The organism is Streptomyces sp. NBC_01264 (genome assembly GCF_026340675.1).
Classification (GTDB): Bacteria; Actinomycetota; Actinomycetes; order Streptomycetales; family Streptomycetaceae; genus Streptomyces.
The window spans coordinates 5676786-5695944 of record NZ_JAPEOX010000001.1 but is presented as its reverse complement, the minus strand read 5'-3'; the positions used below and the strand labels follow the sequence as shown (position 1 = coordinate 5695944).

General features: G+C 71.4%; 19 protein-coding genes. 7 read left to right on the top strand and 12 right to left on the bottom strand.

Annotated features, from left to right (window positions below; genetic code table 11):
* Positions 1–5: 5 nt before the first annotated feature.
* The 4 genes from OG435_RS26720 to OG435_RS50735 form a co-directional block, all read right to left on the bottom strand.
* Positions 6–1190: a serine hydrolase domain-containing protein gene (locus OG435_RS26720; protein ID WP_266880461.1), complete on the bottom strand. Its 1185-nt coding sequence runs from the start codon at positions 1188–1190 to the stop codon at positions 6–8.
* A gap of 92 nt (positions 1191–1282) precedes the next feature.
* On the bottom strand, positions 1283–1885 hold the full coding sequence (locus OG435_RS26715; RefSeq protein WP_266880459.1) for an HAD family hydrolase: 603 nt from the start codon (positions 1883–1885) through the stop codon (positions 1283–1285).
* Between the two features lie 37 nt (positions 1886–1922).
* Positions 1923–2093, bottom strand: a complete 171-nt coding sequence (locus tag OG435_RS50740; RefSeq protein ID WP_430625692.1) for an ATP-binding protein — start codon at positions 2091–2093, stop codon at positions 1923–1925.
* A gap of 24 nt (positions 2094–2117) precedes the next feature.
* On the bottom strand, positions 2118–2351 hold the full coding sequence (locus tag OG435_RS50735) for a hypothetical protein (protein WP_430625691.1): 234 nt from the start codon (positions 2349–2351) through the stop codon (positions 2118–2120).
* A gap of 358 nt (positions 2352–2709) precedes the next feature.
* Here OG435_RS50735 and OG435_RS26705 point away from each other — a divergent pair, with 358 nt between their 5' ends.
* From OG435_RS26705 to OG435_RS26695, 3 genes are all read left to right on the top strand, one after another.
* Positions 2710–3048 carry a hypothetical protein gene (locus OG435_RS26705; RefSeq protein WP_266880456.1) on the top strand — a complete coding sequence of 113 codons (339 nt, stop codon included), beginning with the start codon at positions 2710–2712 and terminating at the stop codon, positions 3046–3048.
* A gap of 165 nt (positions 3049–3213) precedes the next feature.
* Complete coding sequence (locus OG435_RS26700) at positions 3214–4086, top strand: helix-turn-helix domain-containing protein (protein WP_266880455.1); 873 nt, start codon at positions 3214–3216, stop codon at positions 4084–4086.
* The gene (locus OG435_RS26695) at positions 4083–4334 is read left to right on the top strand and encodes a DUF397 domain-containing protein (RefSeq protein ID WP_266880454.1); all 252 of its coding nucleotides are present in this window, start codon (positions 4083–4085) and stop codon (positions 4332–4334) included. Before OG435_RS26700 ends, OG435_RS26695 begins: the two co-directional genes overlap by 4 nt.
* 58 nt (positions 4335–4392) lie before the next feature.
* Here OG435_RS26695 and OG435_RS26690 read toward each other — a convergent pair whose 3' ends face one another.
* The gene (locus OG435_RS26690; RefSeq protein WP_266880453.1) at positions 4393–4725 is read right to left on the bottom strand and encodes a hypothetical protein; all 333 of its coding nucleotides are present in this window, start codon (positions 4723–4725) and stop codon (positions 4393–4395) included.
* A complete protein-coding gene (locus tag OG435_RS26685; RefSeq protein WP_266880452.1) occupies positions 4725–5153 on the bottom strand; it encodes a DUF6232 family protein in 429 nt (142 codons plus the stop codon). Before OG435_RS26685 ends, OG435_RS26690 begins: the two co-directional genes overlap by 1 nt.
* A gap of 286 nt (positions 5154–5439) precedes the next feature.
* Here OG435_RS26685 and OG435_RS26680 point away from each other — a divergent pair, with 286 nt between their 5' ends.
* Positions 5440–5871, top strand: a complete 432-nt coding sequence (locus OG435_RS26680) for a VOC family protein (protein ID WP_266880451.1) — start codon at positions 5440–5442, stop codon at positions 5869–5871.
* A 21-nt stretch (positions 5872–5892) separates the two neighbouring features.
* On the opposite strand, the gene OG435_RS26675 is transcribed toward OG435_RS26680, so the two are convergent.
* The gene (locus OG435_RS26675; RefSeq protein WP_266880450.1) at positions 5893–6960 is read right to left on the bottom strand and encodes an alpha/beta fold hydrolase; all 1068 of its coding nucleotides are present in this window, start codon (positions 6958–6960) and stop codon (positions 5893–5895) included.
* A 111-nt stretch (positions 6961–7071) separates the two neighbouring features.
* Here OG435_RS26675 and OG435_RS26670 point away from each other — a divergent pair, with 111 nt between their 5' ends.
* On the top strand, positions 7072–7794 hold the full coding sequence (locus OG435_RS26670; RefSeq protein ID WP_266880449.1) for a TetR/AcrR family transcriptional regulator: 723 nt from the start codon (positions 7072–7074) through the stop codon (positions 7792–7794).
* A 49-nt stretch (positions 7795–7843) separates the two neighbouring features.
* On the opposite strand, the gene OG435_RS26665 is transcribed toward OG435_RS26670, so the two are convergent.
* Entirely contained in the window at positions 7844–8608 is a 765-nt protein-coding gene (locus tag OG435_RS26665) for a sporulation protein (protein ID WP_266880448.1), read from the bottom strand.
* 260 nt (positions 8609–8868) lie between these two features.
* On the bottom strand, positions 8869–10680 hold the full coding sequence (locus tag OG435_RS26660; RefSeq protein WP_266880447.1) for an AMP-dependent synthetase/ligase: 1812 nt from the start codon (positions 10678–10680) through the stop codon (positions 8869–8871).
* A gap of 167 nt (positions 10681–10847) precedes the next feature.
* Here OG435_RS26660 and OG435_RS26655 point away from each other — a divergent pair, with 167 nt between their 5' ends.
* Positions 10848–11864 (top strand): AraC family transcriptional regulator, encoded by a 1017-nt coding sequence (locus OG435_RS26655; RefSeq protein ID WP_266880446.1) that lies wholly within the window; start codon positions 10848–10850, stop codon positions 11862–11864.
* 214 nt (positions 11865–12078) lie between these two features.
* Here the strand turns inward: OG435_RS26655 and OG435_RS26650 are convergent, their stop codons facing one another.
* Positions 12079–12660, bottom strand: a complete 582-nt coding sequence (locus OG435_RS26650; RefSeq protein ID WP_266880445.1) for a hypothetical protein — start codon at positions 12658–12660, stop codon at positions 12079–12081.
* Between the two features lie 707 nt (positions 12661–13367).
* Between OG435_RS26650 and OG435_RS26645 the strand changes: the two genes are divergently transcribed.
* Positions 13368–14534, top strand: coding sequence for a lipase family protein (locus OG435_RS26645; RefSeq protein WP_266880444.1), 1167 nt, complete (start codon positions 13368–13370; stop codon positions 14532–14534).
* Between the two features lie 65 nt (positions 14535–14599).
* Here OG435_RS26645 and OG435_RS26640 read toward each other — a convergent pair whose 3' ends face one another.
* Together OG435_RS26640 and OG435_RS26635 are read right to left on the bottom strand one after the other, a co-directional pair.
* A complete protein-coding gene (locus OG435_RS26640; protein WP_266880443.1) occupies positions 14600–16198 on the bottom strand; it encodes an alpha/beta hydrolase in 1599 nt (532 codons plus the stop codon).
* 722 nt (positions 16199–16920) lie between these two features.
* The gene (locus OG435_RS26635) at positions 16921–18828 is read right to left on the bottom strand and encodes an AMP-dependent synthetase/ligase (protein ID WP_430625690.1); all 1908 of its coding nucleotides are present in this window, start codon (positions 18826–18828) and stop codon (positions 16921–16923) included.
* Positions 18829–19159: the final 331 nt, after the last annotated feature.

The window sequence follows — 19159 nt, the reverse complement described above, 5'->3', positions numbered from 1 at the left end:
TCCGTTCACGGGGTACCGGGGCCCCCGGCGCACAGTGCGTGGTCGATCAGGGCACTGGCCGCGTTCTCCTGCTCCAGCATGTGCTCCATGCTGTCGCCTCGGGCCTCGGACATGGAGACCACGGCGCTTCGACGCCCGCCCTCGGTGACGCCGTTGAGGGTGATGTAGCCGCCGTCCCCGCCCTCATGGCCCCAGTAGGTTCCTCCGCAGGTCAAAGGGCGTTCGACCAGCCCGAGCCCGTATCGGCCCCCGGGCCACAGCCGTTGGACCTTCGCGCTCACGGGGACGGTCCGCTTCATCTTGGCCAGCTGCCGTGCCGGCAGGAGGCGGCCGTCGAGCAGCGCGCGGAGGAAGCGGTTCTCGTCCCGGGTGGTCGTGACCCACGAAAGGTTCTCGTGGTCCACCGGTATCTGGTCGGTGACGTCCACCCGGGAACCGGGGCCGAAGAGCTGGTAAGCCTGGGCATGGGGTCGGGGCAGGGTGGACTCGGTACCCATCCACCGGGTCTGGTCCAGGCCCAGGGGGCGCAGGATGCGGTTCTCGATCTCCTGGTGTGCGGGGTGACCGGTGGCCTTCTGGATGATCATGTCGAGCAGGACGTAGCCGGTGTTGGAGTACGCCCAGCCCTTGCCGGGCAAGAAATCCTCCGGCTTCTGGGCCATGGCGAGGTCGACCAGCTGCTCGGGTTCGTAGATGGTGTGGCGCTGCTGGTAGTACTCCTCCGGCGTGGTGTATCCGGGCAGGGCCTCGCGGATGCCACTGGTGTGCTGGAGCAGGTGGCGGACGGTGATTCGGCTGCCGTCGTTGCCGTTGCCCCGCACCACTCCGGGCAGCCAGTGGTCGACCGTGTCGCCCAGGGACAGCCTGCCCTCGGCCTCCAGTTGGAGGACCACGGTGGCGACCAGCGTCTTGGACGTACTGGCCATGCGGAAGTAGCCGCCGGAAGGGACCGGGCGCCCGGTGTTCAGGTCGGCGGTACCGCTGGTGGCGACCGACTCCCGGCCGTCGGGCACGATGACGCGGGCCTGGACACCGCTGATACCGAGGGCGTGGATCGCCTCGGTGTCCCGGCGTAACTGCTCCGCAGGGGAGGAGCCGGCGGTCTGGGCGACGGCGGGGACCACCTCGGCGGTGAGCAGCGTCACGACACCGAGTGCCATGGCCAGGCGCTTTCGCAGAGTCGAAGTCATGACTGGACGCTAATTCCGCCCCCTGCGGGGCACGATCCGGCACACCCCAAGATCGGAACGGGGGATACCCCCCCGGCACGGGTTGCCGGCGGTCACCGCGGCAGGAGCGCATCCAGTGCGGCGCCGAGTCCGACGGGGTCGCGGAAGTGGATCGCGGTGATCCCCAGCCCGCGGGCGGCAGCGACGTTCGCGGCCCTGTCATCGATGAACACGGCTTCCGCGGGTGCGAAGCCCATCGTGTCGAGGGCCTGGGTGAACACCACCGGCTCGGGCTTGACAGCTCCCAGACGGCAGGAGAAGAACAAGTCATCGAAACGGGAAGCGACCTGGGGGAACAGGTCCGGGAACGCTTCCAGCAGCAGGGGGTCGTTGTCGGTGAGCAGAGCGGTGCGGAGCGGACGCACCGCGTCGACCAGCGTGAGCACCTTCAGATCCGGTTCGAAGGCACGGCACCAGATCTCCTGGAGGGCCCGGATGCTTCCTTGGAACCCCAGCCTTTCCTGGATCGTGCGGTGCATCTCCGAGGGGGAATCGAGGCCGAGGTCCCACCGTGAGATGAGCCCGGATGCGTAGAGCCCGCTCTCCACCCGCTCGGGAGTGATCCCGCATGCCCTGCCCAGCGCGGCAAGCCGCCGCTCCGGATGGAAGCGGCAGACGACGCCCCCGAGGTCGAAGAGGACCACCTTTGGCTGCATGCGCCGACGATAGCCGCGCCCCGGCCGCACCCCCCGGTCACAGGCAGGCCCACACCGTCTTCCCCGGCCCGCCCCGGTCCCTCGGCGCGACGCCCCATTCCCGCGCCAGGGCCCGTACGAGCATCAGCCCGCGCCCGCCCTCCGCCGACCAGGGGTCCACGGCCGCCTCCGCCTCGGGCGGCAGCCGGTCCCCCCGGCCGTCGCTCACCTCCACCCGGACCCGTAGGCCGTCTTAGCCGAGCCGCACCTCGAAGTCCCGGCCGGGCACCCGCCCGTGCAGCACGGCGTTCGCGGCCAGCTCCCCCACCACCAGCTCCACGTCCTCGGCGAGCCCGCAGCCGTACGGAATCCCCCAGGCGCCGAGCTGCACCCCGACCAGCCGCCGGGCGAGCCGGGCCCCGCGCGGGGTGGCGGAGAGGCGCTGCCGGAACTCAGCCGGCGCCATGTCACTCAGTTCCATCGTCACGCCACCGAGCGTGGCCGGTCCGCCGCACGCTTTCCAGGACCGGCGGCGCTACGCGGAACCCCCGTAGGACCGGCGGCGACGACCTGTACGGCCGGTACGCCCGCACCAGGGCCGAAGGCCCCTCCATCTCGGGACCTCCGCCAGGGAATCCGGGGTAATGGCTTCATAAAGTTGGGTCGACTCCCGCGTGCGGTCGGGACCTCTCTCCCTGCAAGGCAGCCATGACTCCCCAACTCCGCCGTATCCCGGCCCTCTTCTGCTCCGCCACCCTCCTCGCCCTCGCCGCCACCGGCTGCGGCAACGGGAAGACGGCGGAGGCCACCGGGTCCACCCCCCGGCCCCCACCAACTCGAATTCGATGCCCGACCCTGCCGGACCGCGCCCGCTCTCGTACGAGGGCGACGAGAAGTACTCCAAACTGAACCCGCTGGACGGCTACTTCGCCACCTGCACCGACTGGCACGTCGCCTACCAGTCGCAGGACCAGTGGGCCGTGGCCGCACTGTTCCTCAAGTTCAACGGGCAGTGGCCCGACTACCCCGAGGACAAGCTGATCGACGAGTACGCCGCCGAACTCGACCGGGCCTGCGCGAAGGCACGGATGAGCGACGACCCCAAGGGCGAACCCCTCCTGAAGTACGCGGAGGACGTCCTGAAGGCATCGAAGTACCGGTACCACCCGGCCGGTACGGCCTGAGCCCTCCCCGGCCGCCCGGTGCCATGTCACCCATTGCGGCCGTCCCCTCACCGAGCGTGGCCGGTCCGCCGTACGCTTTCCGGGAACGGCGGCGCTCCGGGGGAAACCCCGTAGGACCGGCGGTTGTTGCGTGTACGGGCAGTACGGGCGAGGGCGGTTCAGCAGATGAACGACCTGTCGGAGCGCGAGGAAGAACCGGAACGACCGGTGGAGGTCGACGGCACCGCGTACCTCTTCAAGGCGCTCGGCAAGATCATCAAGGTGCTACGGGAACGGGCGGGCCTCCAGCAGAAGGAGCTCGCGGCGCTCGTACACGTGGGAGAGGACCTGGTGTCCTCCATCGAACGGGGCGTACGGACACCCCAGCCGGACTTCCTGAAGAACGTCGACCGCGAGCTCGGCGCGGGCGGGATCCTGCTGGCGGCGATCCCCGACGTGACGGAGGCGCTGAAGCGGGCTCGGACCCGGCACCCGGATTGGTTCCGGAAGTTCGCGGACGCGGAGTCGCGGGCGGTGGCGCTGCACTACTACGGCGTGCAGGCGATTCCCGGTCTGCTTCAGACCGAAGCCTATGCCCGGGCCCTATTCCGACACCGCCGTCCGGTACTAGACGAGGAGACCATCGAGAAACGCGTGGCGGACCGGCTCGCCCGCCAGGTGATCCTGGAACGGTGGCCCGCACCTACCTTCAGCTTCGTGCTGGAGCAGTCCGTCCTGCTGCGTCCGACGGGCGGCAACGACGTCCACCGTGCACAGTTGGGCCGCCTCCTGAGCGTGGGCAGCCTGCGCACTGTCCAGTTCCAGGTGATGCCGCTGGACCGCGACGAACACCCTGCCCTGGACAGCGCCTTCACCCTCCTACGCCACAAGGGGCGCAACGAGGTTGCCTACACCGAGAGTTACGGCCACGCCAACCTCATCACCGACCCGGAACAGGTGAGGGTCTACAGCGAGCGCTATGGGATCATCCGGGCACAGGCACTCACGCCCCACGAGTCCCTTGCCCTGATCGAGAAGATGCTGGGAGAACGGCAATGAACACCACGGACCTGGCCTGGTTCAAGAGCACTTACAGCTCCGGCGAGGGCGGCGAGTGCCTCGAAGTCGCCTTCGACTGGCGGAAGTCAAGCTACAGCGGCGGCGAAGGCGGCCAGTGCGTAGGGGTCGCCAACTGCGCGCACTCCGTCCACATCAGGGACTCCAAGATCCACGCCGGCCCCCAGCTCGCGATCACCCCCAGCGCCTGGTCGGCGTTCCTCGGCGGGGTCACGGAAGCGTCGGCGTAAGACAAGGGGGGCCACTGCCCGTAGCCCCCTCGCCTTCCCTTCACCTTCCGCTTACCCCTCAGCCCATCAGGGCCTTGACCGCCGTGATCACCGGAACTCCGGCCTCTCCCACGAGCGTGGCAATTCCGGAGAAGGTCGCGAGAATTCTCCGGAATCTCCCCTCGGGGGGATTCCCCTGAAGCTCCTCCACCGCCGCGTCGACTTCCGCCCGATCGCTCTCGTCCAGGCGCCGCCTCATCGCCTGGACTTCTTCGAGAAGCTTTTCGATCGCCGAGGCCTCCGGCGGATTTCCGCCGACGTATTTGCCTCCGGCCACGATGTCTCCGGAACCCGAGTGCGTGGCGTGTCCGATGCTTCCCGCTCCGTGCTGCGTGTAGCTGTCGCCGGCCATCACCGGCCACCTCCCCGAATGTCCCCGGAGCCGCTGTGCTCGGCCCGGCCGATGCTGCCGGCGCCGTACTGCTTGATCTGGTCGCCCATGACGGCTTCCTTGATGTTGATGGTCACCGGCGCGGCGTTGGGCCGGCCGATGGCCTTGGTGATCTCGAAGACCAGGTTCTCGATCTCGGTGCGGTCCAGCGACCACACCGCCTCGCGCTGGATGCCCGAGGTGTTGAGGACCAGGCCGTACACCGGGGGCCTGCTGATCACCTTCACGAGCTGCCAGACCAGCAACCCGAAGACGGCGACCGCGATGACTCCGGCGACGTTCCCGAAGATGGCCACCGCGATTCCGCCGATGACCAGGCAGAGGAAAGCCCGGCCGATGAACCTGCGCCAGGCCGCCCCCTTGTCCACCTCCAATACGCGCTGCCCCACGTGGAGATGTTGTGCAACGGATATGCCTCACCGTCGACCCACAGCACACCCTCTTGCACACGAACTTGGACCGTCGAATTACTACCCGCCATTTCGCGCCCCCCTGGCTCTTTTTGGCGTTGACGGCTCGAAGTGTAGGACGGGTAAGACCGACCAAGTAGGGATTGGACCATTTCGACGTAGCCATGATCATCACCAGATTCCGCTTGACAGCTCCGGCGGCGGAATCGCCCCTTCCCCCCCTGGGTGATTCGGAGATGGGCGGGGCCCCTGTTATCGTGCGCCGATGTCAACGATCAAGCAGTTCCAAGTGACCTTCGACTGCGCGGAACCTGCGCGCCTCGCCGCCTTCTGGTGCGAGGTGCTGGGGTACGTCGTACCGGCGGTCCCGGACGGCTTCGCCACGTGGGAGGAATACCACCTCACGCTGCCGCCCGAGGACGAGGTCTACTTCGCGTGCACCGACCCCTCGGGGGTGGGCCCGCGCGTGCTCTTCCAGCGGGTTCCCGAAGGCAAGGTCGTCAAGAACCGGCTGCACCTTGATGTGCGGGTCGGCACAGGCCTCGTGGGTGACGAGCGCCTGGCCACGCTCGAGGCCGAATGCGCACGGCTGATGGCACTCGGCGCGAAGCACGTACTGACGCAGCGCGCCGATGACGTCAACGAATCGTGCATCACGATGCAGGACATCGAGGGCAACGAGTTCTGCCTCTCCTGACCCTCCGATGCCGACAGCCGACTAGCCGGCGACGTGCGGCCGTACGTGGGTCAGCAGCAGTTCCAGGAACCGCTCCGGCCGCCGGAACGCCGCGAAGTGGCTGCAGTCCTCGATCGCCGCGAAGCCCTTGACCGGCGCCTGGACGTCGTCGAAGAAGCGGCGGGCGAGCTCCGGCGACGCAAGGACGTCCTTCTCACCCTGGAAGATGAAGAAGGGGAGCTCGAACTTCGTGCCGTCCGCCCAGTCGTCGAACCCGGCGGTGGTCTCGGTGATCTGCTCCGAGAGGGTCATGCCCTTGACGAAGAGCCCCAGCTCTCGCAACGAGTGCAGCGGCGAGAACCACAGGGACCCCATGACGACCTTCTTCATCGTGTCCAGGGTCAGCGGGTCGCTGGTGGCCACCAGCTTGGCGTGCATCGCGCGTTCGCGGGCCGTCCACTGCTGCTCATCGGGGTGGAGCGCCCCGACTGCCGCCAGTTCCTTGCGCTTTCCGGCAGTGCGCAGGCGGGTGAGCAGGGCCTGGTGTACGAAGTCGTCGCGGCCGGCGTCGTGGATGTTCTGGTCGGTGCCGACGTAGGCGGAATAGCGCTCGGGGAACTCGCGGGCGAGTCGCAGGCCGAAGGCGCTTCCGTAGGAATGGCCGAGCAGGACGATCTTGTCGACGCCGAGGCGGGTGCGTACGTGGTCGGTGACCTCGATCGCGTCCGCGTGGATCCGGTCGAAGGTCATCTCGCCCTGTCCCTGCGGACCGCCGCGGCCGAGGGTCTTGAGGGCGCCGCGCATGTCCCAGCGGACGATCGTGAAGTGCTTCTCCCAGGATCTGGTGCGCGGCCCGAAGATCGCGGTCGAGGCTCCGGGGCCGCCGTGCAGTTCCAGGATGACCGGGTTGGCCAGGTCCTCGCCGCGGACCGAGATCCACTGCTCGATGCCGCCGATGAGGACGAAGCCCTGCTCATCGATGCCGTTCGGAGCGTCGATCTTCATCAGTGAAGCGTTACGGAAGCGCTTGAGGGCGCGGTGGCCGAGGACCCCGGCCGCCGGCGCGGCGAGGAGGGCGGCTGCGGAGGTGGCGACGATGGCGGCAAGCATGACGACTCCCTGAGTGTCCGTTCCAGCGAAACTGTATATGCCGTAAGCGGTTGGCTATACGTTATAAACAGTTAGAGTGAGGTGTCAACGGGTTCGGCGGAGGAGGCGTGTGTGGCCACGAAGAAGGCCGGGAAGCAGGGCGGCGTGAAGGCGAGCTTCGCGCTGCTCTGGGGCGAGCAGGAGCTGCCGAGCCGGGGCCCTAAGCCCTCGCTCACCGCGGGCCGGATCGCGGAGGCGGCCATCGGGATCGCCGACAGGGAGGGCCTGGACGCAGTCTCGCTGGCGCGGGTGGCCAAGGAATTCGGCGTCACCGCGATGGCGCTCTACCGGTACGTTCCCGGCAAGACGGAACTCCTCGACCTGATGGTCGACCTCGCGGCCGGCCCCCCGGTCCCGGTCAGCGACATCCCCGGCGGCTGGCGCCCGCAGCTGACCGAGTGGGCCCGGCAGTGCCTGGCGATGTACCGCCGCCACCCGTGGATCCTGACGGCGACCGGCATGCGCCGCCAGATCATGGGCCCTCATCAACTCGGCTGGCTGGACACGGCCTTGGCAGCCCTGGCCGGAACAGGGCTGTCAGCCACCCAGCGGCACGACACGTTCCTCCTGCTCGTGGGCCATGTTCGCAACGTCGCCCAGCAGTACGTCGACCACGACGAGTCGGCGAACGAAGAGTGGGCACAGCTGACGGCCGAAGTCCTGAAGCGCCACGAGGAACGCTTCCCCGCCCTGACGGAGGCGATCGCGGCGGGCGCCTTCGCTCCGCAGGGCGGCAGCCCGCTGGACTTCGGCCTGGAGCGGATCCTCGATGGCGTGGCGGCCCTGATCCCCTAACAAGCGGGTCCGGAGCCGCACACACTCAAGCCCTCCCGAACGATGACCCCTAGCCGTGCGCCGGCTGCCAGTGGGCGCGCACGTGCTCCTCCAGCTTCTCCGTCCATGCCTGCTGGTCCAGCTCGTCGTAGACGAAGGTGGCTGGCGGGAAGCCTCCCGGGTGGGCGTCCAGGGAGTCCTCACGGGCGATGAGGACCGTCTCCAGCTCCTCCAGCCCCCAGTTCACGCTCTCCGGGAAGAAGAAGTCGATCTCCTGCCAGCAGCTCTCCGTCTGCCGGGACTCCATGCGCGGCGCGAGCTCCGGGAGGAACCCGATCTTGACCTCGGCCTCGCGCAGCCGGAACCCCAGGTCCGTGTAGGCCTGCAGGATCGCGTCCTGGGCGGGCAGGGCGTGCACCTCGATCTCGTCGAAGTCGCCCTGATCCACCGCCTTGTCCACCTCCAGCTCGGTGCGGACCGCCGCCCGTCCGCCCGTGATGGGCGCACCCAGCGCGTGTGTGAGCGGCATCTCCCACGGCAGCACGACCTCACCGCGAACCGTCACGGTCTCACCAGCGGGCAGCCGGAAGCCGTCGAGGTCGACCGTCACCACCGTGTAGGGGTGCTCCCACGCGGTCTTGTCGTTGTACTCAAGATCCTCGGCCCGTACAACGACGTCCAGCCGCACCCGCTCGATGTCCACATCGGCGCCGCCACCCACGGCGGTGACCACGAGACGCAGGGTCCCACCCGGGCCGACGCGCGGGTTCTCGACGACCGTCTCCACACTCGGCGCACTGACGCCCAACGCGCTCAGGAACTTACGGAATGCCATGGCTCTCCCCGTCCGCTGACCGACTCCCCCGCCGGTCGACGGGCTCACTCTAAGCAGCAGGCCCAGCAGGAAGGTCCGAACCGATAAGCCGGCCCCGGACGGCAGCCTGCGGCGGTCGCCTCCGGGGCCGTGCGTGGATGCCCACCGGCCGGAGGGGGCTGCGCATTCGTGACTCGGCCGCTCCTCCCCCCTCCTCCCTCCCGGCCGTTCCCCGGGGGGATCCCGGACCCTGTCAACGCCCCCGCCCACCCCGACACCCCCTACCCGTACAGCCCCTCGATCTCCCCCGCGTACCGCTCCGCCACCGCCCTCCGCCGGAGCTTCAGGGTCGGGGTAAGAGTTCCCGCCTCCACAGCAAACTCCCCCGGCAGGACCCGGAAGGCCCGGACGCGGGCCGGGCGCGAGACCGTGGCGTTGGCCGCCTCGACCGCCTCCGCGACGAGGGCCCGTACGGCCGGGTGACCACCGGGGTCGCCGGAGGCACCGGCATCCAGGCTCACCGACTCCCGCACGGCCCAGGCGGCGATCTCCTCCGCGTCCAGGGTGATCAGGGCCACCGGGTGCGGGCGGCGGTCGCCGATCATGACGGCGCGGGAGACGTAACGGGAGCGCTGTACGGCGAACTCCCACTCCGTCGGGGTGATGTTCTTGCCCGCCGAGGTGATGATCAGCTCCTTCTTGCGGCCGGTGATGGAGAGGAACCCCTCCGCGTCGACCTCCCCCAGGTCACCCGTGTGCAGCCAGCCCTCCCCGTCCAGCGCCTCCGCCGTCGCCGCGTCGTTCGCGTGGTACCCGGGGAAGATCATCGGCCCCCGGGCCAGGACCTCCCCGTCCTCCGCGATGCGGACCTCGCACCCGGCGATCGGGCGGCCCACCGATCCGTAGCGGACCTCGTCCGGGTGGTTGAGGCTGATGACCCCGGCGGACTCCGTCATGCCGTAGCCCTCGAAGACCGCGATCCCGCAGGCCCGCAGGAAGTCGAGGGTGGCCGGGGCGATCGGGGCGCCGCCCGTCAGGGCCCATTTCAGACGGCCCCCGAAGGCGCCCCTGACCAGGGAGTACAAGGTTTTCTCCGCAGCCTCGTACGCGCCCCGGTCCTCGGCCTCCAGTCGCCCCTCCGCGGCGAGCAGCCCCACCCGGACCGCCTCCGTGAAGCGCGCGCCGCCGCCCTCCTGGGACTCCGCGAGCGACAGGACCACCGAGTGCAGCTTCTCGAACAACCGTGGCACGGACGGCAGATGGGTCGGCCGGGCCTCCGCGAGCTCTCCGATGACGTCCTCGATCCGGCCGCCGAAGTAGCAGAGCTCCCCGCCCTCCAACAGCGTGGTGAACTGGATCAGTTGGGCCAGCAGGTGGGCGAGCGGAAGGTAGAGGTACGTGGAGTCGCCCGGGCCGCCCTTGACGAGCGGCAGCGTCGCGTCCTGGATCGCGCCGAGGTTGGCGTGCGTGAGGCGGCACCCCTTGGGCAGGCCGGTGGTGCCCGAGGTGTAGACGATGGAGGCGTCGGCGGCGGGCTCCACCGCGGCCGCCCTGGCGAGGAGTTCGGCTTCGGAGGCCCGGCCGTGAAGGGCGCGCAGCTCGTCCATCTCCACCACCGCGCGCAGCCCCGGGAGCTTCGCACGCAGCGCCTCCACCCGGGCCGCCTGCGCGTGGTCGTCGCAGACGACGACCACGGCCGCGGAGTCCGACAGCACCCAGGCGAGCTCCTCCTCCCCGGCCGTCGGGTACACGGGCACGAGGACGGCTCCGGCGGCCAGGACCCCGAAATGGGTGTACGTCCACTCCGGCCGGGTCTCCGCGAGCACCGCGACGCGCTCACCGGGGGCGACCCCCAGGCCGAGCAGAGCGCGCCCGGACTCCCTCACTCGGGAGCGCAGTTGCCCGTAGGAAACGGCACCCCAGCCCCCACCCTCGACGCCCTCACCCGGCTCACCACGCTCACCACCCCCTCCCCCCTTGTGCCGCAGCGCGATCTCGCCCGCGTACCGCTCCCCGGTCCACTCCGCGAAAACCGCCAGCGTGCGCGGCCGCACGGCCCCGTCCGTCCCGCTCACCGATTCCATCGGGCTCATCGGCCTCGCCTCCCCCTCGGTCTGTCCCCCACGGTCCTACCGATGACGCTAAGCACCGGGATGCCGTCCGCGGCATGACCGGAAGCGTCACCCCCGCTGACCCCAGCGCTCATCCGGAAGCGTCACCCCCACTGACCTCAGCGCTCATTGCGGCTACCGTCGGACCCATGGGGAGGCGGACGGTCACCGTGCACCACGTGCGTGCCGTGCTCGCGGGGGCGCGCGGCCGCGGGCTCGACATCGTGCCGCTGCTCCAGGAGGCGCAGATTCCGCCGCTGCTGCTGGGCGACGACCGGGCGCGGGTGACACCGGCGCAGTTCGCGCGGCTGTTCCGGGCGCTGTACCGGGCCACGCAGGACGAGTTCCTGGGCCTGGCCACCCTCCCCAGCCGGCCCGGCACCTTCGCGATGATGTGCAGGGCCGCCCTGGGCTGCCGCGATCTCGGTGCGGCGGTGGAACGCTCCGCGACCTTCTACGGACTGTTCCCGGGAGGGCCGGAGCTGGCGCTCGAAGTCGAGGGCGGGCAGGCCTGGTTCGCCGTACGGAACGACTTCGCGCGGGACGAGGAGCGTTTCCTCACCGAGTGCGTGCTCGCCATCTGGCACCGGCTGAGCAGCTGGCTGATCGGCCGGCGCATCCCCCTGGCCCACGCCTCCTTCGCGTACCCGGCGCCGCCGCACGAGGAGGAGTACGAGCTGCTCTTCGACTGCCCGGTCCGCTTCGGCGAGACGCGCACGGGCGCGGCCGTGGCCTTCGACGCGCACTGGCTGACGGCCCCGCTGGTACGGGACGAGCCCGCGCTCGACGCGATGCTGCGGCGAGCCCCCTTCGACCTCCTCTCCCGGCCGGCGTACGGGACCACGGTCGCGGAGCAGGTCCGCCGGACCCTCACCCAGGCCCTGCGGTGCTCACCGCGGCTGCCGGAACTGGGCGAGGTGGCGGCGCGCCTGGCGGTGTCCCCGGCGACGCTGCGGCGGCGGCTCCAGCAGGAGGGCACGTCCTTCCAGCAGCTGAAGGACCACGTACGGCGCGATGCGGCGATCGCCGGACTGGCGGAGAGCCGCGAACCCATCGCGGAGCTGGCGGCCCGCCTGGGCTTCTCGGAGGACACGGCCTTCCACCGCGCCTTCCGCCGCTGGACGGGCACGACGCCGGGGGCGTACCGCATCGCGTCGGGGGGCTAGGGGGGCTGCGAGGGCTACGGACCGAACCGGGCCGACCCCAACCGACCCCAACCGACCCGAGCCGAACCGAACCGAACCGAACCGACCCCGACCGAGTACCCCTTCCCCGGCCAGACCATCCGGTACTACTTCCGCCCGACTGGAACCACCACGTGGCTGGCGATGGGTGACTCCACGACCGACAGCGACGGCACTTTCACCAAGACCTAGCTCGCTATCGCGTAGCGCCGGGCACCTGGAGGGTGAACAGGCCGCATTCACAGCCGCCGATGCCGGTCCCGCAGGAGCCCTTCGGGGCCCTGGCGGCCACCGGGACGGGGGCGGCTGCCGGGACGGCGAGGCTCGCGGAGCAACCCGTCGGGGCGGCTTCCGCGCAGGTGTTGCCCGCGCAGGAGCGGCAGGCGTTCATCTCGCAGCTGCGGCAGGCGGAGGCGGGGGCGTTGCAGCCGCGGCAGGCGCTGACCGCGCAGGTGGCGCAGGCTTCGCCGGCGACGTCGCAGGAGGTGCAGGCGTTCATCTCGCATCCGGTACACGCCGACGCGGGGGCGGTGCAGCCCCGGCAGGCGCTGACTCCGCAGGACACGCACAGCTGCGTACCGCTGCCGCAGCCACCCCGCTCGGTCCGCTCGCCGCAGTCACAGGCGCGGGCTCGGGTGCCCCGGGCACTCGGCGCGGTCCGGCCGTCTCGGCGGATGCCGGTGCCGGGCTCGGCGACGCGCAGCGCGGTCCGCAGGGTGGGGGCGGGACCCCGGTGGATGACCCGACGCTTGGCCGTCTGTCGCACTGCCGCGTTCATCTGGCGCCTCCTGGGCGGGGTGAGATTCGGTGCGGGAATCGCTTCCCGAGGCGGACTTTAGCAATTAACTCGTATGTGATTGCAAATCGCGAACATGCAAGAAAGGCTTGCCTTTCCTAAGAAGGCAAGCCCTTATTGCTACAGCCGCGGGAAATCCGTGAAGTTGCATGGATTCCGTTAGCAACGAATCGGCCGAGGCCAGCCCCGTACCGCGCCGCCGGGGCGCTCTCGGGGGAGACGGTCACCGGCTCGGTCTCCGGATGCTCGATGGCGTCGACGATCCGCGCGACCAGCCGCCGCAGCTCGGCCCGGTCCGCCAGGGCCTTCCTCCTGCCGGGTCGCCCCCGCGGGCGGGGCCGGCGGGGCCGGCGGGGCCCGGCGTGTACCAGTACAGCGTGCCGGTCCGGACCTGCCCATCGGAGGTCCACCGGGTGCCCTCACACGTCATGAGCGCGGGGACGCACCCCAGCCGGTGGGCAGCTGGGGTGCGTCCCCGCGATGCCCGTTGGTCCGCATGGCTGAATTCCGCCCCGAGCATCGCGCGTCCGTGCCGCCCCCGCGGCCCCGCCGACAGGGTGGGCGGGGCCGGCGGGGCGGCTGCGGTCCCGGGCCAGGAAAGCTGAGCTGTGCGGTCAGCGACGTTCCTACCGGTCGGTCACTACCTTCTCCTCACCTACCCCCACCCGGACCCTTGGGAGAGCCGCCCCATGCGCATCCGAAGCTCAGCACTCGCCGCAGTGGCCGCCCTGGCCCTCTCGGCCGCGATCCCCTCCACCTCCGCCCAGGCCCAGGCCCAGCCCCAGGCCGAGGCCGCCGCCCGCCCCGGCGACATCGTCAGCAGCGCCCCGTCCGCCTTCCACCCGCTCCCCGGCCAGCCCACCAACACCAAGGCCTGGAAGATCCGCTACAACTCCACGACCGCCGACGGAGCCCCCAACGTCGTCTCCGGGACCGTCATCGTCCCGCAGGACGGCCGCACCGGCCCGCGCCCCCTGATCACCTACGCCGTCGGCACCGTGGGCATGGGCGACTCCTGCGCGCCGAGCAACAACCTCCCGTACGGCACCGCCCTGGAGGCCAACCTCATCCAGCAGCTCACCCTGCGCGGCTGGGCCGTCGTCGTCACCGACTACGAGGGCCTGGGCACCCCCGGCGTGCACACCTACACCGTCGGCCCCTCCGCCGGCCACGCCGTCCTCGACGCCGCCCGCGCCGCCACCCGGCTGCCCGGGACCGGGCTGTCGGCCACGACGCCCGTCGGCATCATGGGCTACTCCCAGGGCGGCCAGGCCAGCAGCTGGGCCGCCGAGCTGCAGGGCTCGTACGCACCGGAGTTGCAGGTCAAGGGCACCGCGACGGGCGGTGTCCCGGCCGATCTGCTGAAGGTGGCCGACTTCAACAACGGCTCCTACGGCTCCGGCCTCATCTTCATGGCCGCCGCCGGCCAGGACGCGGCCTTCCCGGAACTGAAGCTCGACTCCTACCTCAACCCCGCCGGGAAGGTCCTGGTCGGCGCCATGAAGGACAACTGCGTCGCGATCGACGCCATCGCCGGTTCCTTCAAGCGGATCTCCGACCTGACCACCCGCAACCCGCTCGCGCAGCCGGACTGGCAGGCCCGGCTGAACCAGAGCAAGCTCGGCCGCACCGCCCCGGCCGCGCCCGTGTTCCAGTACCACGCGCTCGGCGACGAGCTCATCCCGTACGCCGTCGGCAGCCGGCTGCGCTCCGACTGGTGCGCGCGGGGCACGAACCTCGAGTTCGACACCATCTGGATCGGCGAGCACGTCAGCGGGGTCATCACGCAGTCCCCGGCGGCGGGCAACTGGCTCGCGGACCGTTTCGCGGGCCGCTCCACGCATCCCAACTGCTGACCTGGGAGACGATGTTGATACTGCCCCGTCCGGGAGGGTGCCGTGTGCCGCGGTGTGCCGCGGTTTCACTCCCCGGCGGGGCAGGAGCGCGTCCCGGAGGCCAGCCGGCCGTCGATCAGGAAGTGGTCCACGTACCCCTGCACACAGCGCGAGGCGACGTACCCGGTGTGCCCGTCGCCCTTGTAGTCCACGATCACGGTGTTGCCGAGCCGCTTCGCCGTCTCCTCCGTCCACTCGTACGGGGTGGCCGGGTCTCCGCGCGTACCGACGAGCAGGATCCGCGGGATGCCTGCGGGGCGGTCGATCCCGCGGATGAAATCGGTGCCGGCGGGGCGCCCGTAGCAGGCCAGTACCGTCATCAGCTGGCGCGGTCCGAAGATCGGCGAGGCGGCGAGGAACACCGGCTGGAGTGCCTCCAGCTCCCGCGCGACGTCCATCGGGGAGGCCTTGGCGTCGCCGCGGTCCGGGTCGTCGGCGCAGTTCACGGCGACGAGCGCGGCGGCGGCGTTGTCGGCGGGCACGGCGGCGCCGGCCCCCTCGGCGGGGTCCTCCCCGGGCGGGGGCGGTTCCTCCGGACCGCCGAGCTGCATCAGCCCCACGGGGTCGCCGTCGCGCTCGACCCGGGCGAGCGCGTCCGCGAGGGCGGGCCAGGCCTTCTGCGAGTACAGGGCGATCCCGATGGCGTCGGCCACGTCCTGCCCGGTGAAGCGCAGTCCGCCCTCGCCCGTCAGGGGCTCCGCGTCCAGACGGGTGACGAGGGCCTGGACCTTCTCCTTGGCGGTACGGGTGTTCGTGCCGTAGACGCAGCCCTGCCGGTGGGCGCACCAGACGAGGAAGCCGTCCAGCGCCCGCTGCTGGCCGACCGCCGACAGCAGCGCCTGCTCGCCGAGCGGCTCGCTGAGGGTGTCGACCCCGTCGAGGACCATGCGGCCGGTGCGGCGCGGGAACAGCGCGGCGTAGACGGCGCCGAGGCGCGTCCCGTAGGAGAAGCCGAGGTAGTCGAGCTTGTCCTCCCCGAGGGCCTGGCGCAGCAGGTCCATGTCGCGGGCCACGCTGACGGTACCGATGTACGGGAGCACCGGGCCCGAATCGAGCGCGCAGCGCTTGGCTTCGGCCCGGAGGGCGGCGAGCTCGGCGGCGGGCCCGCCGGGGGCTGCGCCGCCTCCCCCCTGGATGCCGCCTCCGCAGGTGACGGGGGCGCTGTGGCCGACGCCTCGGGGGTCGAAGACGACGAGGTCGTAGCGCTTGTTGAGCTCCGCGAAGGCGTTGGGGTCGGCGGCGAGGGTGGAGACTCCGGGGGCGCCGGGGCCGCCGAAGTTCATGACGAGGGAGCCGAGGCGTTTGGCGGCGGGGCCGGTGGCGGGGAGCTGCGCGAGGGCGATGCGGACGGTGGCCTTGGCGGTGGCCTTGGCCCCGTAGTCGAGGGGCACGGTGAGGGTGCCGCAGCGCATGCCGTCGGGCACGGGCTTCTCTGGGCAGGCGCCCCACTGGATCCCCGTACGGGGGATGCCCGGGCGGGCGGGGGCCGGAGCCGGACCGGGTACGGCCGCGAGCAGGGCGCCGGCCAGGGCGGTGCCGAGGACTCCGGCGGCTATCCGGGTGCGGACCCGGGAGGCGGGGTGGGGACGCGAGCGCGAGCGGGAACGGGAACGGGAACGGTGCACTGCACCCTCCTGGAGCGGCCCCCCGGACCAGTGAGCCCACCCTATGCGCGCCCTTCGCGCCCCGCTCCGCGAGACCATCCCCCGTCCGGCCCCTTGACGCACCCGGCGAACACCGCTCCGCGGTCCGGAGTCCCAGCTGCGACCCTTGACGCTGCGCGGGCCGGAGTCCCGGCTGCGGCCCGTGCCGCTGCGCGGGGCGAAGTCCCGGCTGCGCCCGGCTCCGCTGCGAGGGCCGGAGTCCCGGCTGCGACCTTCCCGCTGCGCGGGGTGGAGTTCCCCTACCCGCCCTTCCACCGTTCCCAGGGCTCCGCCCTGACCCGGCAGGCCCCGGGCTGCGCCCGAGGCCGTGGGGCTCCGCCCCGGTCCGCTCGGCCCTTGCCGGGAACCGGTGTGCCGCTGCGCGGGTGGAGTCCCCTACCCGCCCTTCCACCGTTCCCAGGGCTCCGCCCTGACCCGGCAGGCCCCGGGCTGCGCCCGAGGCCGTGGGGCTCCGCCCCAGACCCCGCTCCTCAAACGCCGGAGGGGCTGGGATTGCCCTGCGGGCAAACCAGCCCCGGCTCAGCGCACCGCGTGCACGTGTGGGCTGACGCCAGTCAAAATCCAGCCCCTCCGGCGTTTGAGGAGCGGGGGTCCGGGGGCTGGCCCCCGGCAACACCGCCGCACCCGGGCAGCGACCGAGCCAGGGCCGAGCCGGGGCCAGGGCCAGACCAGGGCCCGGGCCCTCACGGGCGGGGGTACAGGGCCTCGATCTCTCGGTCGAAGTCCCGCGCGACCGCGCCCCGTTTCAGCTTCAGCGAAGGCGTCAAGTGGCCCCGGTCCTCCGTGAAATCGACCTCCAGGACCGCGAAGCGGCGGATCGACTCCGCCCGCGACACCAGCCGGTTCGCCTCGTCGACCGCCCGTTGGAGGTCCGCCCGCAGTTCCTCGTCGGCCACCAGTTCCCGGATCGGCACGCCCACCTTCTTGCGCATCTGCCGCCAGTGCTGGAGCCCCTCCGGTTCCAGGGTGATCAGCGCGGTGACGTAGGGCCGGTTGTCGCCGACCACCATGCACTGGCTCACCAGCGGGTGGGCCCGTAGCCAGTCCTCCAGGGGTGCGGGGGCCACGTTCTTGCCGCCGGAGGTGATGATCAGGTCCTTCTTGCGCCCGGTGATCGTCAGGTACCCGTCCGCGTCGAGCTCCCCGATGTCCCCCGTGGACAGCCACTGCTCCCCGCCCACCGCCACGCCGCTGTTCCAGTACCCCGCGAACACGTGCGGCCCCCGCAACAGCACCTCTCCGTCGTCCGCGATCCGTACCGCCGTCCCCGGCAGCGGCCACCCCACCGTGCCCAGCCGGGGCCGCAGCGGCGGGGTGACGGTCGCGGCCGCGGTCGTCTCCGTGAGCCCGTAGCCCTCGAAGACCTCGATGCCCGCGCCCGTGTAGAAGGCGGCGAGGCGCCGGCCGAGCGGGGAGCCGCCGCTCAAGATGTACCGGACGCGGCCGCCCAACGCCGCCCGGATCCGCCGGTAGACGAGCGGTTCGTACAGCGCCCGGCCCAGCCGCAGTCCCAGCCCCGGCCGCTTGCCCTCCACGACCGCCACCTCCCCGAAACTGCGCGCGATCCGCGCCGCCCGGTCGAAGGAGGAGGCCCGGCCCATCTTCTCGGCGGTCGCCCGCGCGGTGTTGTAGACCTTCTCCAGGACGTACGGGATCGCCAGCAGGAACGTCGGCCGGAAGCCGGCCAGGTCGGCCAGCAGGTCCTCGCCGCGGATGCTCGGCGCGTGGCCGAGCTTGACCCGCGCCCGCATGCACCCGACGGCCACCATCCGCCCGAAGACGTGCGACAGCGGCAGAAACAGCAGCGTCGAGGCCGGGTCCTTGCTGACCGATGTGAAGACGGGGTGCAGCAGCTCCACCGCGTTGTCCACCTCGGCGAAGAAGTTGGCGTGCGTCAGCACGCACCCCTTGGGCCGCCCCGTCGTACCGGAGGTGTAGATCAGCGTCGCGACGGACTCCGGCGCGCACCCGGCCCGCCGGGCCGAGACGACCTCGTCGGGCACGTGCTCCCCGGCCTTGACCAGCCGGGCCACGGCGCCGGTGTCGATCTCCCAGAGGTGGCGCAGCCAGGGCAGGTTGGCCCGCTCCGAGCTGATGATCCGTGCCTGCGCGGTGTCCTCGACCGCGCAGGCGACGGCGCCCGAGTCCTGGATGATCCAGCGCGCCTGGATCGCGGAGGAGGTCGGGTACACCGGTACGGTGATCAGCCCGGCCGCCCAGCCGGCGAAGTCCAGCAGGGTCCACTCGTAGGTGGTCCGCGCCATGATGGCCAGCCGGTCGCCGGGCCGCAGCCCCTCGGCGATCAGCCCCTTCGCGACGGCGAGCACCTCGGCGGCGAACTCGGCGGCCGTGACGTCCCGCCAGGTCCCGTCCCGCTCCTTGCGGGCGAGTACGGCCTCACCCGGGGCCTCCCGGGCATTGTCGAAGGGGATGTCCCCGAGCGACCCGCCGGCCGGCACCGGGGCCAGCGGGGGCACCCACACCTGGCGCACCCGCCCCTCGATCACGGTCTTGAGCGGCTCGACGGGCTTGACGGGCTCGCCGGGCTTCGGGGAACTGACGACCCTCACCAGGCTCGATTCGGCGGTCACGGCGTGCCTCTCTGGCCGGACGGAGTGTTACCGGCGGTAATTTACTTAGCGGTAACCACCCTTGAACACCCTTGTGCCCGCCTTTTCACCGTTGCTCCACGCCGCGCCACCCACACCCCCACCCCACCCGCACCCCCACCGGCACCAACCTCCTGGGCCTGGTGAAGCACGCGGCCACGCCGACAGCCTCCGCGAACTCCTGGACGGCACGGTGGGCATGCAGCCCACCGACCCCGGCGTCCCCGAGGCCGGCCGGCCTGGTGGGAAGCCCACCACGCCCCGCCTGGAGCGGGCGGCGCGGGCAGCCTGAGACCCGGCCCGACCCGGTTCG

Bases quoted from the DNA above. Each gene is read 5' to 3' on its own strand.
- OG435_RS26650 (WP_266880445.1), bottom strand. From the start codon at position 12,660: ATGAACGCGGCAGTGCGACAGACGGCCAAGCGTCGGGTCATCCACCGG.
- OG435_RS26715 (WP_266880459.1), bottom strand. From the start codon at position 1,885: ATGCAGCCAAAGGTGGTCCTCTTCGACCTCGGGGGCGTCGTCTGCCGC.
- OG435_RS26655 (WP_266880446.1), top strand. From the start codon at position 10,848: ATGGGGAGGCGGACGGTCACCGTGCACCACGTGCGTGCCGTGCTCGCG.
- OG435_RS26660 (WP_266880447.1), bottom strand. From the start codon at position 10,680: ATGAGCCCGATGGAATCGGTGAGCGGGACGGACGGGGCCGTGCGGCCG.
- OG435_RS26680 (WP_266880451.1), top strand. From the start codon at position 5,440: ATGTCAACGATCAAGCAGTTCCAAGTGACCTTCGACTGCGCGGAACCT.
- OG435_RS26645 (WP_266880444.1), top strand. From the start codon at position 13,368: ATGCGCATCCGAAGCTCAGCACTCGCCGCAGTGGCCGCCCTGGCCCTC.
- OG435_RS26690 (WP_266880453.1), bottom strand. From the start codon at position 4,725: ATGGCCGGCGACAGCTACACGCAGCACGGAGCGGGAAGCATCGGACAC.
- OG435_RS26695 (WP_266880454.1), top strand. From the start codon at position 4,083: ATGAACACCACGGACCTGGCCTGGTTCAAGAGCACTTACAGCTCCGGC.
- OG435_RS26665 (WP_266880448.1), bottom strand. From the start codon at position 8,608: ATGGCATTCCGTAAGTTCCTGAGCGCGTTGGGCGTCAGTGCGCCGAGT.
- OG435_RS26700 (WP_266880455.1), top strand. From the start codon at position 3,214: ATGAACGACCTGTCGGAGCGCGAGGAAGAACCGGAACGACCGGTGGAG.
- OG435_RS26675 (WP_266880450.1), bottom strand. From the start codon at position 6,960: ATGCTTGCCGCCATCGTCGCCACCTCCGCAGCCGCCCTCCTCGCCGCG.
- OG435_RS26705 (WP_266880456.1), top strand. From the start codon at position 2,710: ATGCCCGACCCTGCCGGACCGCGCCCGCTCTCGTACGAGGGCGACGAG.
- OG435_RS26720 (WP_266880461.1), bottom strand. From the start codon at position 1,190: ATGACTTCGACTCTGCGAAAGCGCCTGGCCATGGCACTCGGTGTCGTG.